The sequence below is a fragment of the Candidatus Eremiobacterota bacterium genome, from assembly GCA_031082125.1.
Taxonomy (GTDB): Bacteria; Vulcanimicrobiota; CADAWZ01; order CADAWZ01; family Ess09-12; genus Ess09-12.
In genome coordinates, this window is record JAVHLM010000004.1 from 78,977 (window position 1) to 92,140 (window position 13,164).

The window sequence follows — 13,164 nt, forward strand, 5'->3', positions numbered from 1 at the left end:
CGAGGTATCATATGTTCTGTCCGTCCTGCGGGGGTAACAACATTGAAGGGGCCAGGTTCTGCACCCATTGCGGCATGAAAATGACCAGTGCCGCATCGGCCCCGCCTGCAGCCTCCTCCGCATCGGGCACTCTCTCGACGGGTACTCTCTCGACAGGCACCCTGCTTGACGGGCGCTATGTCATCGAGTCCCTCGTCTCGAGCGGGGGATTCGGCAAGGTGTACCGGGCAAAGGACACTCGGTTCTCATCGGAAGTGGCCCTCAAGGAGATGACGGGCCAGGCGGGCTCCGATGAAGAGCAGTCCGTCTTCCAGCGCTATTTCAGGCAGGAAGCCCAGGTGCTCAGGAGCCTCAAGCACCCCTCTCTTCCCAGGGTGATTGACTATTTCAGCGAGCAGGACCGGTTCTTCCTGGTAATGGATTTCATCATGGGAGAGAGCCTCAGAAGCCTCATCGAAGGGAGGGCAGGGAACCCCGTCCCTGAAGAGGAGGTCCTGGAATGGTTCTTCCTGCTGCTGGACATCATGGAATATCTCCATGGCCAGGAGCCTCCCATCATTCACCGGGACATCAAGCCCGACAACCTCATCTGGCAGGCGGGGAGAAAAGCCCTTTACCTCGTGGATTTCGGCATCGTGAGGGTCGGCTGCGCCACAAAGACCCTCTCGTACGGCACGCCGGGCTATGCGCCACCGGAGCAGGCGCAAGGCCTGGCCCATCCCTCGATGGACATCTACTCGGCAGGAGCCACGCTCCACCATCTCCTTTCAGGGGTAGATCCCGCAGGGCACCCCTTTGATTTTGAGCCATTGGGCACAGTAAGGCGGGACATCCAGAGGGCCTTTGCCGACACCGTGGACAGGATGGTAGCCCTCAAGGCAAAGGAGAGATTCCAGAGCGTCGGGGAGATAAGGGAATTCTTCGACCGTGAGTCATCGTCGGGTTCATTCTCTCAACAGGCGAAAGCAGCACCCGCAGGTGTCCTTCCCGCCGCGATGTCACAACCACCAGCCCCGGATGCCTCATCTGCGCTGCCTCCTGCAGCTGTTATCCCGTCACCTCGGCCCGCTCCCGCGGAGCGCCAGGCGGTCTCTCCTGCTCCTCAGCCTCCCGCAGCGCCTTTGATGCCATCCATAGCGGCTTCTATACCATCCGCCACTCAGCCGCAGCAGGAAAAGAAAGCTCCTGTGGCATGCATCAGAGAACCAGGCGAAAGCCCGGCAAAAGCACCGGAAAGGCCCCGGGGCAAGGACTCGCCGGCAGTCGTTCCTGAAGGCCTCACCTTCACCGGCATCAACGCCCAGGGCTTTGAGCTCTACCAGAACCTGAGAGACAGGGCCCCGATGATATGGATACCGCAGGGTGAGGCTCTCCTGGGAGCCCATCATGATGACAGGGAGGGGCGCCCCGAGGAGAGGCCCCTTCACATGGCAGTGCTTTCTCCATACTGGGCCTATGAGCAACCCGTCACCAACAGGCAGTTCGCCCGCTTTGTCTCCCTCACGGGGTATGAGCCCGAGGGGGAATGGGAGGAATACTGGGAGAAATCCGGTGACGAGTACCCCGTGGTTCAGGTCTCCTGGAACGATGCCAGGGCTTACTGCGGGTGGGCCCGCGCGGAACTCCCGACAGAGGCCCAGTGGGAAAGGGGAGCCCGCGGCACCGATGAAAGAGTCTATCCCTGGGGGAGCTTTTTTGACGTCTGCCGCCTCAACTGCTGGGACAGCCCCAAAGCCCCGTGGAAAGCTCATTTCTTCGAGGAGAAAGGGCCCTCCCCCCCGGGGGCCTACCCGGGAGGGGCATCACCCTGGGGATGCCTTGACATGGCGGGGAATGTATGGGAGTGGTGCCTGGACAGCTTCAACGAGGGATTCTACAAGGCGGCGCCCCGCGTGAACCCCTTCCATGAATCGCCGAAGACCCCTTACAAAGTGGCAAAAGGAGGGGCCTGGAACGAGCTTCCCCGGAACTGCAGGATCGCAAGGAGGCTGAAAGTCGAGGCGGTAAGCGCCGCCAAGGAGAGGGGCTTCCGGGCCGTGATGAATTATGCTACCTGAAATACTTTATGGCACAGGGATTTCTCCCTGTCTCTATCGTCGTCTCCACGTAACGGGAAACCGTGTTGACAATCGATATGTTGTGAGAGCCGTAATTCGCCACCCAGAGCTTCTTTGAGCTTTCAAAGGCCATTGATGAAGGATTTTTTCCCACTTTTATCTCGTGGGTCACTTTCTTTTCGGCAAGATTGAAGACCATCACCTTGAACCGCTCACTGTCACAGATATAGAGGTTTTCCTTCAGGGGATCGAGGGCCATGCATGAGGCTTTCTTGAGGCCGATGTTGGAATACTCCTCGACAACCTTGCTTTTCCTGGTGTTGAAGCACTGGATGCCGTCCCACTTCGTGCAGGCGATGTAGAGATTCTCCTCTGCGGCGTCGAGGGCGATGGGGCCCGCTCCTCCCGGCATTATAATAATGGCCTTGTTGATGTTGCCGATGGGATCCACTATATGGATGGAGTCAACCGAAGTGTTGGAGATGAAGAGCAGGTTGTCACTCATTGAATAGGCCAGGTCCGTGGGCTTCCCGCCCGTGGGGATGATTGAGACCATTTCATTCCTGTCGGTGGAGACGACGGATATATTGTTCGTGGTCTCATTGACGCAGAAAAGCATGGGGCCTGCGAGGAGCATCCTTGTGGGGTTCCTGTCCACCGCCAGCGACATGGTAATGTGGTTATGGAGCGTATCCATCAGGTCAATCGTTGAACGGGAGGTGTTCGAGAGGTAAGCCACGCTCCGTCCTTCGCAGATATCGCCGATATCATAGTCGAGAACCTTCCTGTCCAGCAGTTTTCTCGTAGCGGCGTCAAGGGTTATCAGCTCGCGCCTGCAGGCAATCATCACGACAGGCCCCGGCTTTGTGTAGTTCCAGCCGGGGTGCATGAGGGCCCATATTATGATGGTAATGATGATAAGGGCTATGATCTCGGCAATGAAATAAGACAGCTTCTGCGAGAAGATTGCATAGATGAGGTTATCCAGATTCCTTCTCGTGGGAAGGATATTGATGTAAAAAGGGGGAGTCTTCTCCTTTACCTTGACCTCTTCCTTCTCTTCGGTCTTAGGGTGGATCAGCTTGTTGATCTCCACGATGAAATCCTGGGCATCGCGGTAGTTGCGGGCGGGGTCATCGGAGAGGCAGCGGTAGATTATCTTGCTCATCTGCTCGGAGCAGTTCGGGAGTTCAATGCTTATCTGGCGGGGATCATACTCCTTTTTCGCAAAGAGGAAATAGAGCGTTTTGCCCAGCTCAAAGTAATCGTCGGCGACATCGATAAAGCTCGTCGTGAAAGCCTTGAAATCCTGCTTCGGGTCGAAAAACCTGTTGAGTCCCAGGTTCACAAGCTGCACCCGGTTCTGGGCGTCAAGCATGACGTGGGCAGGGTCAAGCTCGCTGTGAATAAAGGGCTTGGGCCTTGTATGAAGATAGTTGAGGGCCTCCACGATGCCTAGGGCCCATTCGGCAATCTGCAGCTCTTCGAGGGCAGCGACGCTCATCTCGCTCAAGCCCTTGAGGGTGACGCCCTCGACGTTCTCCATTACCAGGTAATGGCGCTGGGCATCCTTGAAGTGGTCCAGTATCCTGGGAAGGCTTTGATGCTCAAAGTTGGAGATCACCTCGAGAGTCTCGTAATATGCCTGCTCGCGGATCTTGAGCTCCTCCTCGCCGAATCCCGCATCGTCAGCGAAGATGAACTCCTTCAGAATCCAGGTCTTCTCGGTGATCTTGATGTCCTTGGCGAGATAGACGCCGCGGTTTCCGTCGAAAGAGAGAACTTTTCTTATCTTGTAACGGTTGTTGAGCACAAGATCGGGAAGAAGCGCTTCAGCCATTGCCCACCTGCTTGAGATTGATGCTCAATTCTCATTCTCCCTCAGTCGTAAATTACCTTTTTTCACCCTGGCGTGCCTGCCGCAGAAGATTCTCCCGGGGGAGGAGAGCAGAAAATAGGTCTAACGAAGTACTCCTGAATTACGCACATGGTAGGATGAACTATTCCATGCTTTAGTGCTATAATATATAGGTGGGAGACACCAGCGGAGGTTTGCCTATGTCCCTGAAAAGAAAAGAGCGCGGATTATCCATCGCAATGACGCTCATCATTCTCACCATTCTTGTAGTAATAGTCTTCGCCATAGCCGCAAGAGGCATATACGGCCTGAGGGCCTCCACGCTGGAGAAGAGGGACAGGATTCTCTTCTATGCCGCCGAGGCGGGGATGCAGGAAGCCCTGCTCAATTACAAAAGAAACTCTTCTGACTGGAGCAGCGGTATCCCTCTCAAGGAGATCTGGCGGAATGGCAGTGAAATCGCCCGGTGCCAGGTGAGCGTCACCAATAACCAGCAGGCCCTTCAGGGCGCCGCCAGTCTCACGGCCCCCGACGGGACCATAGTGCCTCCGGGCCTCTGCTACTTTCTCTCCACGGGGTCTTTCGCCAATTACCCCATTACCAAGAAAGTGGGCGTCATGGTGAAGTACTCCTTCCTGGGGACCTTCAACTATGCCCTTGCCGCCGGTGACAAAATCAGTTTTAATGCCAGTAGCAAGATATATGGGAACATAAAGAGCAACAATACCATCAACTTCGAGGCGGCATGCGAAGTGATAAGCGTCAAGGGCCAGGGAAACGTGTTCTGCTCGAAAGATATCAATGTCAACGCAAAGCTGGAGATGGAGACAAGCCAGTTCTGCAGGGCAAGAGCCGACATCACGGGCGCTTCCAAGATTTTAAATGCCACCGTGGTGGCCTATGATACCTCTGCGGATACGTTGCCCTTTTCATGCGAAGCTGCCACAACTATGGCTGATAGCACAGGGATTGAATCAATGCCCAACCCCGACATAAGCAAACTCTTAGCATCGGCGACTCTGGTTGAGCACACAGAGACCACGTGGGACAAAGAACTGAACCTGGACAGCAAGGTCCATTATTTCCCCAACGGCGTCACTTTTGGAAATAAGAGCAGCTATAAGGGGACAGGGAGCATTGTGACGGGAAACGGCACCAACATGGTTTTTGAGCGCTCCCTCGGTGACTCGAAGAGCTATTACCCGGTAAATCTGGTCGCCCTGGGGAACTGGGACGCCCTCACAAAAAAATACAGCGGGGGTAACATTTCTTTTACAGGAGGCTCACACTGCTTTGTCAACGGCCTTGTCTTTGCCCATGGCTCTATCACCACAAACTCGACCTTCGCGGTCCAGGGCACTGTTATCGCATACAGTGGCATGGTGAGCACCAGTTCACAGGCGGACTTTATTTTTTACCCTATCCCTGTATTCTGCCCGGGCTTTGAGGCATGGAGCATAGGGCCGGGGACAGAACGTGTTGATATTATTTCGTGGCAGAGAAAATAAAGAGAGTTTTGAGCAGATCGAGCGATAGAGGGAACAAAGGCTCTGTCGCTTTCATTTTGCCGGGGAGCAAGAAGGGGATTTTTTCATGATGGACAATACTCTTGCAAGTGAGCCTGCTGCCCCTTATAATGAAGGAGGGGGCACCAGGAAAGAAGAACCCCGAAGAAAGGGGAATGGCTGTTCTGTAAGAAAACTTACAGAACAGGGCACACAAGCGGAGTATAATGGGATCAGGAACACAGGAGGGGGGATGGTTCATAATGAGAACCAATAAAAGACAGCGGGGATTGTCAATCGCCATCACGCTCATTATACTCACTATCCTTGTAGTAGTCGTCTTCGCCATCGGCGCAAGGGGAATCAACGGCCTCAGGGACACCACCATGGAGCGAAGGGACAAGGTGCTCTTCAATGCCGCCGAGGCAGGGGTTCAGGAAGCCCTCCTGAACTACAAGAAGAACATTCCGACATGGTCGGCAGGCATTCCTCTTAAGACGTGCTGGCAGAATGGAGGCGAGACTGTCCAGTACGAGGTGACGATAACGAACAACCAGATGGCGCTGCAGGGGTCACCCTCAATAACGGCGCCTGACGGTGTGCAGGTGCCGCCGGGCCTCTGCTACTTCCTCTCCACAGGGTCTATCGCCAATTACCCCATCACCAAGAAAGTGGGCGTCATGGTGAAGTACTCGTTCCTGGGGAACTTTGACTATGCCCTCGCTGCCGGCGACGCCATCAATTTCCAGTCCAATACCACCGTCTACGGAAATATAAAGAGCAACAAGACCATCACCTTCAGCTCGGCATGCTCTATTGTGAGCGTAAAGGGCTCAGGGAATCTGTTATCGGCAGAAAATATCGACGTGAAGGCAAGGCTCGTGATGGAAACCGGCCAGAATGCCTGGGCAAATGGAATTATCATCAATCCGACCAATATAGAAAATGCCAATGTGCAGTCCGGGCCGGGTTTGGTTACTCCTTTTGACCTTTCCGGCGACACCACGGTATCACCGGCTCCCGGCACCGAAACGATGCCCAATCCCGACCTGAGCGTGCTTCTTGCCGGTTGCCAGAGCCATATGGAAACCAGTATAAACGGCGAGTTAGACCTTGGCAGCAAGGTTCATTACTTCCCCAACGGCATCACTTTCGGGAACAAGGCCTCTTTCAAGGGCACAGGGAGCATCGTCACAGGAAACGGCAAGAATATGACTTTTCAGACCAGTATCGGCGCGAAGCCTGACAAATACTACCCGGTGAACCTCATCGCCCTTGGTGAATGGGATGGATCAAAATACGTCGGGGGAAACATAAGCTTTGATCATGGCTGTCATTGCATCACCAACGGCCTTGTGTTCGCCCATGGCAAGATCGATATGCAGGCTGAATTCAAGACAAGGGGTACTACCATAGCTTACAATGGGATGGTCGGCACGGGCGGGCAGGCCGACTTCGAGTTTTTCCCGATGCCCGTGTTCTGCCCAGGCTTTGAAGCCTGGAACATGGGGCCGGGGACTGCGCGCGTGGACATCGTCTCGTGGCAGAGACAGTAACGGGTTGTTAAAGAGAGAGGCCGTTTTGCAAGGGAGTATGACCATGAAAAGACAATATGTGAGGGACCGCAGAGGATTCAGCCTTATAGAGCTCCTGATAGCCATTGCCATCTTTCTCACGAGCTTCTGCATGATAATAGGCGTCTTTCCCGTCACGTTCCGCTCCATCCAGATGGCTAAGAACCAGATGCTGGCCACCCATTTTGCCGAGGAGCGCATTGAATACGTGAAGGGCATGGAGTTTGCCAGCATTCTCGCCATGTCAGAATATAATCCTCCTGCCCCGCCACCTGTCCCGTTGAATGGCAGCTTTACCGTCACCTCGATGGTGAACGGCGTGACGCAGACCCTCTCCTATAACTGGAATATCCAGGTAAACAAGCTGCCGGATGCGGCTGCGAATCCGTGCGAGCTCTGCGGCGTGAGGGTTACTGTATGGTGGTATGAGAACAGCAATGAAGCCGCGACGATCAACAAGGTTCACTCCGTGGACCTCTATACCGAAGTTGCCAAGCTCAAGTGAGCAAGGAGGGCATCATGTCAGGGGAATTATCGTCTAAAAAGAGCACAGGCACAACCCTCGTGGAGCTCATGGTCTATATGACCCTTTTCTCCTGCGTGCTCTCCTGCGTGTACTGGGTGCTCATCACCAGCATGCGCTATTACAACGTGGCCGATGCCTCGGTGGATCTCCAGAGCCAGGCGATGCGGGGCATGGCAACTCTCACGCAGGACCTGAGCGAGACCACGTCGATGAGCGTTTATGACCTTGACGCCTCCACCCCCAAGGGCATAATCTTTGCAAGCCCCAGGAACTCCCAGAAAAAATACACCTACAATGCTTACAACGAGCTTCTCTGGAAAAGATGGGTATGCTATTACATAGGCTCAAACAAAGGCGTGAGCTACCTCTATAGAAAAGAGGTGATCAATGACGCCGGCACCGCCACCATCCCTGCAATTCCGGCCGGCAAGGACACCATCTCAGGATGGATAAACGACAACTCGCTCACCGCCACCACCGTGGCCAAGTATGTGGATTCCGTCAACTTCGAGATATACACCGACATAGTGACGGCGACTTACAGCCTGGAGAACTCGCCGAGCACCGACAAGCGGAACACCCTCCAGATCACAAGCCAGATAAGGACCAGGAACTAGCCCGCCTCGGAGATGACGTAAAGGCGCACTCCCAGGGGCTCCACTTCCTTGAGGAAGATGCACCCGTTCCTGTCGGGTTCAATGTGCTTCTTCTTCCCCGTGGTCACATCAATCTCTGTCACGGCGGCATTGCGCACAGGCGAGTTCTCGTAAAGATAAAGGTACACGTCCTTCACGGCCTCGTAGACGGGCTTTTTCTCCGCGAGGACCTTCACTTTTTTCACTTCCCTCTCCAGGTTTGCGTAACAGAGAATCCTTGAGGGCTTCTCACCCCGGCAGTCCAGGAACCACCACATGGCGCCCCTGTCGATATGAAGGGGGCCCTGCACCGAAGAGGCGATTAAGGGCTTCAGCTCCTCGTAGACATTCTCAAGGGCGTGATAACGGCGGCAGTACTCCTTGTCGCCCACCCAGGTAAGGCTTTTTGCGTTGTTATTGGTCTCATAGAGGCCGTAGCTCAGGTCCTGGTTCCCGATGCACTCGTATTTGGGCCTCCTGAGGCCGCCTGCGTAGAGGAACCGGGAGATAAAGTGCCTGAGCGCCATCCCGCGGGCCCCGATGACCTGCGAGACAGGGGTGGTCCAGAAGAGGGGGTGGCCCGAATCGTGGGTGTCCACGGCAAAGAGCACCGATGCAGGGCGCTTCCATGAAGGCGCCTGGCTCTTTATTTTCTCATGGGTCTCAAGGCACCATGTGAGATAGCCTGGGTGCATCGTCGTGAGGATGTCCTGGCCCAGGACCAGGTCAAAGCCCACTTTCTGATAATCCCAGATGTCCTGGCCCATGCGCTCGGCCATGGTGCCGAGCCAGGGCTTTGCTTCGCGGGCTTTCTCTATGACAGCGGCAAGCACCTTGGGCGTCATGCGGTCCGAGAGGGGGATGTCCCACGATTCATCGACGGTGCTATCAAAAATGTGGTCCACATAGTCAATTCTCAGGAAGTCAAAATCATATTTTTCCAGGATCTTCGGGAATATTCCCGTAAGAAACTTGAAAGTGTCCTCTTTATACACAGGAGGGTCTTCAGGGGTGGGCACCTCGTTGAAGGGCAGATTGGTGTAGAGAGAGAAGGGCGTGAGCATCCCGAAGGATTGATCATGCTGGTCCTCCCCTTCGATGTCCAGGTAGGTGAAATCGGGATAGCCTCCCTCCTTGCTGTACTTGTTGAACTTAGGGAGCCCCACGCCGTTCCATGTATGGCTCGGGAGAGTCCAGTACCCCTTTGCGATGAGCATCTCGAGGATATCACAGTGGGCCTCGCGGAGTTCCGTCACGCCCTGCGAGAGGTCTTCCATGCGGGTGAGGCCGTGCTTTTTCAGTTCCTGCCCGATAAGTTCCTTCACTTCCTTGACTATTTTCGCCTGCTCGGCGGGGCTGAACATCTTTTCATGGGTGAAGCCTCCCTGGAGGCCCTTCCTGCTCTTGTCGAGGTGGAGCCACCGGAAGTGCTGGGGGTTCTCGAGGACCACCCTGGAGAACTGGCTCGTGTGGGGCTCCAGGTCAAATCCCACGGTCTTTCCAAGGATATGGATGGCGTCGATGAGAAGCCTCATCTGGTCATCGGGGGCGATGCCCGCCTCGAGGAGCTCATGATCCACAATGTCCTCGGTGAGGATCCTGAGGCTGTCGATGGCGTAAAGGTTGTGCATGGTGCAGTCAAAGAAAGGGGCAAGGTGGAACGAGCCGGCCCTCACTATGGGAAGAAGCCTGAAGGCGTCCGAAATGGTTCCTGTCTTGCTTTTCTTCGGTGAGAGGGCCCTGATGTTGATGAAACAGAAATCGGTGCCGAGCATCCATGCGGAGTCGCTCTGCCCTTCGACGGGAGAGGGGATCGCCCCGTCCCGGAACTGCCCTTTCCCAAGCTCTTCGTAAAAGAAGGGGTAGAGGAGGGGATCGTCGTTGACGGCCTCGCTGGGCGTGAAGGGGAGATAGCCTTTGGAGCGGTATTTCTCGGCAAGGGCCGATGCTTTTGCCCTGAGCTTTGAAGGATCGGCGCCGCTCTTTTTTGCTTTCTCTTCCGTGTGGGCGATAAAACGCTCCCATATGGTCCTTGTTTCTTTTTTCATTATGTCCTCCAGAGGTTTTGTTTCAAGCCTGTTCAGGCAGGCGGGTTTTCCGTATACTACAATTCTCTTCCCGTTGAAAACAACCTTCTCTGCCGTCACTGATGCCCCGGGAGCGCGTTCGCCTTTCCCATGCGGACCCGCCCCGCCTTTGCTGGTTTTTTCCATGGTTCAGGATCTCATGATTTTTCTCAGCCGCTCTCCGGCCCTCTCCCGGCGCATGGCAGATTCCGCGGTGAATCCTGGAGCGCACTCTGAAGTGAGACCGCAAAAAGCCTTCACCGGAGAGGCAGGGAGAAGGGAGAGGCAGGCAGAAGAAAGATCCATCGCTGATGAAGCACAGGAGGAGCAAGACGTGACCGCCAGACAGCTCATTGTATGCCTTTTACTGCTTATCATGCATGCCGCCCCGGCCTTCGCAGCCGGCGAGGAATCCTTCACCTTCGCGGTGATCTCCGACACCCACCTGGCGCCGGCACCGGGCTCATGGCGCCTCCACCACGCCACGGACATAATCGTATCGTCGCTCGTCAATGAAGTGAAGCCTTCCTTCGTGCTGCACTGCGGCGACATGATCAGCATCAACAGCCATTCAGCCTATGAGGCCGCTATTCTCTCCATGTGGGACACCTTCAACGCCGGGGTGAGGGCTCCTCTCACGGCGGCAGGCATTGCCTTTTTCCCTTCCCCGGGGAACCACGATGTCTACGGCATGGGAAGGGCTCTCTACGGGAAGGAATGGGCTTCCTTCAGGAACAAGGGCATCGCCCTGGACAGCGGCTCCTATGGGAGCTATTACTCCTTTCATTACGGCCGCTGCTTCTTCATCATGCTTGACGGGAGTGGCATCTCGATCCCCGCGGCACAGCAGCAATGGCTTGCAAAGGTGCTTGCAAAGGCGAAGCCCGCATATGGCAGGGTTTTTGTTATCTCCCACGTGGGCCTTCTCGGGGGGGGGAGGCACCCAGGTGACTTCATGCAGGGCAATCTCTCATGGTTTCTTGAGAAGAAAGGGGTGGACTATTTTCTCTCGGGCCATCAGCACAGTTATTCCGTTGACAAGCTGGGGAAAATGATCCACCTGACATGCGGCTCGGCAGGGGAGACGCCGCCTTATTACTACCTGGTGTTCACGGTCAAGGGGCAGAAGGTGACCTGGGAGGCGAAGACCGCCTCTTCCCGCTAACCCTCCACTATGATGCTGTACCTGTTTATGGCGTCGGGGAACTGCTTGATGTCAAAGCGGACCGTGACATACCACTCGATGGAGATGGCCTGCTCTTCGTCCCACCCAAAGCTCTTCCTCTTCGTGGGAAGGCCGTCGCGGGGAACGGCAATATTTGATGAGTAAGAGCAGGTTTCACCGGCCTTCACCATTTTCCCCACGGGAATATAGGTGGTTTCCTTGCAGAGGGTGTCCTTTTCGTAATGGTGATGGCGGTCGCCAGCACGATGCTCACGGAAAGTGCGCTCGCATGTAATCGTCACCTCGATCATGTCCAGCTCAAGGCTCATCCGCGGGCTGAACTCTATGACTGCCGACAGCTCCTGGCCCCGCTTCACCTTCTCCGGGGAGAGAGTGATCCTGGGGTTTATGGCGTTTGCCGCATAAGCGCGCACTATCCAGTAGACCACCGCCCCGCCCGCAGCAAGCGCGAGAACAGTCATAAAAAAGGCCATGACGGGCTCATGATTCCAGAGCTCCCTGTAAGTCTCCATGACGCCTCCTCATCACTCCAGTATCTTCAGGACCACGACGGTGATATCGTCGCTGCACTTCTCCTTGCCGCAGAAATCGAGGGTCCTGCTGACGATTTCATCGCACACCGCGGCGGCAGGGAGAGAGGTAAGCTCTCTCATGGCCTTATGGAGGTCCCGGGGGGGGAAGAACTCGCCTCCAGGATTTCTTGCGCCCGCAACTCCGTCGCTCAGGCAGTAGAGCACGTCGCCGGCCTTCAGCGAGACGGAGTGTGCATTGAAAGAGGCGTCACGAAGGAGGCCCAGGGGAATGTCGGTCCCCCTCAGCTCCCTCGTTCTTCCTCCCCTCACAAGCACCGGGGGCGGGTGGCCGGCGCTCACGTAACTGAGCCTCCTGTTCTTGTGCATGTAGCGGAGGTAAAGGGCCGTGATAAAGATCTCCTCGGGGGTGTCCCTGGAGATAATGGCGTTGATTTTTTCCATGGTCCTGGCCATCGGCGCGCTCTGGGAGCTGAATGCCATGAGGAGGTACTTGATCATTGAGACAAGGAGGGCTGCCGACGCTCCATGGCCCATGACATCGGCAAGGATGACCTCGAGGGAATCGCTGCTGCTCCGGGAAATATCCCAGAAGTCGCCGCCCACTGCGTCAGTAGTCACGATTTTTCCCGCGATATCGATTCCATGAATGGGGGGAAGCTCAGCCGGGAGCAGCGCCCCCATTATCCTGGAGCTGATAAGGCGCTCCTTGAGAAGGAGCTCCTCCTCCTTCTCAAGCACTATCTTCTGGAGCTCCTCTACATAGGCGCGGGCTATAGAGGCCGTGATCTCGTTGAAAAAAAGCTTCAGCTTGTAGTGGCAGCTTGCATGCTCCTGGAAAAACTCCTCGCGGACGCGCATGTCGCGGTCATAAAGCTTTTCCTGCCTGAGGCTTTCCGACAGATACTCCCAGAAGATATCCTGGAGCATGGCGAACCTCTCGAGGACCTCGTCAATGGTGTACCCCTGCCGGGCCATGACGTGGCCTGACTCGTGGAGACTGTCACAGGAAGTGCCCTGGAGCGTGCATACCTTGCCGGGTATCTCCTCTGCCTGGAAAGTCTCAATGATCTTTTCCAGTATTGTCGAGAGAATCTCATCCTGGATCTTGGGGGGGAGCTGCTTGGAAAATGAGGCAAGAGCCTTTCTGCACCTCGCGATAAGGTCTTCATGACCTGCAGTCATCCTGCGGGCACACGCATCACACATAAGCCGGTTTTCCATTAT

General features: G+C 55.6%; 11 protein-coding genes. 7 read left to right on the forward strand and 4 right to left on the reverse strand.

Going from position 1 to position 13,164, the window contains the following annotated elements:
- Positions 1-11 precede the first annotated feature (11 nt).
- A complete protein-coding gene (locus tag RDV48_06010; protein ID MDQ7822331.1) occupies positions 12-2,057 on the forward strand; it encodes an SUMF1/EgtB/PvdO family nonheme iron enzyme in 2,046 nt (681 codons plus the stop codon).
- Here RDV48_06010 and RDV48_06015 read toward each other — a convergent pair.
- The gene (locus RDV48_06015; GenBank protein ID MDQ7822332.1) at positions 2,050-3,897 is read right to left on the reverse strand and encodes a protein kinase; all 1,848 of its coding nucleotides are present in this window, start codon (positions 3,895-3,897) and stop codon (positions 2,050-2,052) included. The genes RDV48_06010 and RDV48_06015 overlap by 8 nt on opposite strands.
- Positions 3,898-4,115: 218 nt before the next feature.
- Between RDV48_06015 and RDV48_06020 the strand changes: the two genes are divergently transcribed.
- The 5 genes from RDV48_06020 to RDV48_06040 all read left to right on the forward strand — a co-directional run bounded on the left by RDV48_06020 (position 4,116) and on the right by RDV48_06040 (position 8,137).
- Positions 4,116-5,423, forward strand: a complete 1,308-nt coding sequence (locus tag RDV48_06020) for a hypothetical protein (GenBank protein MDQ7822333.1) — start codon at positions 4,116-4,118, stop codon at positions 5,421-5,423.
- 85 nt (positions 5,424-5,508) lie between these two features.
- Positions 5,509-5,697 carry a hypothetical protein gene (locus RDV48_06025; protein MDQ7822334.1) on the forward strand — a complete coding sequence of 63 codons (189 nt, stop codon included), beginning with the start codon at positions 5,509-5,511 and terminating at the stop codon, positions 5,695-5,697.
- On the forward strand, positions 5,684-6,976 hold the full coding sequence (locus tag RDV48_06030) for a hypothetical protein (GenBank protein ID MDQ7822335.1): 1,293 nt from the start codon (positions 5,684-5,686) through the stop codon (positions 6,974-6,976). The genes RDV48_06025 and RDV48_06030 overlap by 14 nt, the downstream gene beginning before the upstream one ends.
- A 43-nt stretch (positions 6,977-7,019) precedes the next feature.
- On the forward strand, positions 7,020-7,499 hold the full coding sequence (locus RDV48_06035) for a prepilin-type N-terminal cleavage/methylation domain-containing protein (protein ID MDQ7822336.1): 480 nt from the start codon (positions 7,020-7,022) through the stop codon (positions 7,497-7,499).
- Between the two features lie 14 nt (positions 7,500-7,513).
- Positions 7,514-8,137: a hypothetical protein gene (locus tag RDV48_06040; GenBank protein MDQ7822337.1), complete on the forward strand. Its 624-nt coding sequence runs from the start codon at positions 7,514-7,516 to the stop codon at positions 8,135-8,137.
- Here RDV48_06040 and RDV48_06045 read toward each other — a convergent pair.
- A complete protein-coding gene (locus RDV48_06045) occupies positions 8,134-10,368 on the reverse strand; it encodes a hypothetical protein (protein ID MDQ7822338.1) in 2,235 nt (744 codons plus the stop codon). The two genes, RDV48_06040 and RDV48_06045, sit on opposite strands and share 4 nt — an antisense overlap.
- Before the next feature lie 187 nt (positions 10,369-10,555).
- On the opposite strand from RDV48_06045, the gene RDV48_06050 reads away from it, so the two are divergent.
- Complete coding sequence (locus RDV48_06050; protein MDQ7822339.1) at positions 10,556-11,386, forward strand: metallophosphoesterase; 831 nt, start codon at positions 10,556-10,558, stop codon at positions 11,384-11,386.
- On the opposite strand, the gene RDV48_06055 is transcribed toward RDV48_06050, so the two are convergent.
- Entirely contained in the window at positions 11,383-11,919 is a 537-nt protein-coding gene (locus RDV48_06055; GenBank protein ID MDQ7822340.1) for a hypothetical protein, read from the reverse strand. The two genes, RDV48_06050 and RDV48_06055, sit on opposite strands and share 4 nt — an antisense overlap.
- A 12-nt stretch (positions 11,920-11,931) precedes the next feature.
- Positions 11,932-13,161, reverse strand: coding sequence for a SpoIIE family protein phosphatase (locus RDV48_06060; GenBank protein ID MDQ7822341.1), 1,230 nt, complete (start codon positions 13,159-13,161; stop codon positions 11,932-11,934).
- Positions 13,162-13,164 lie beyond the last annotated feature (3 nt).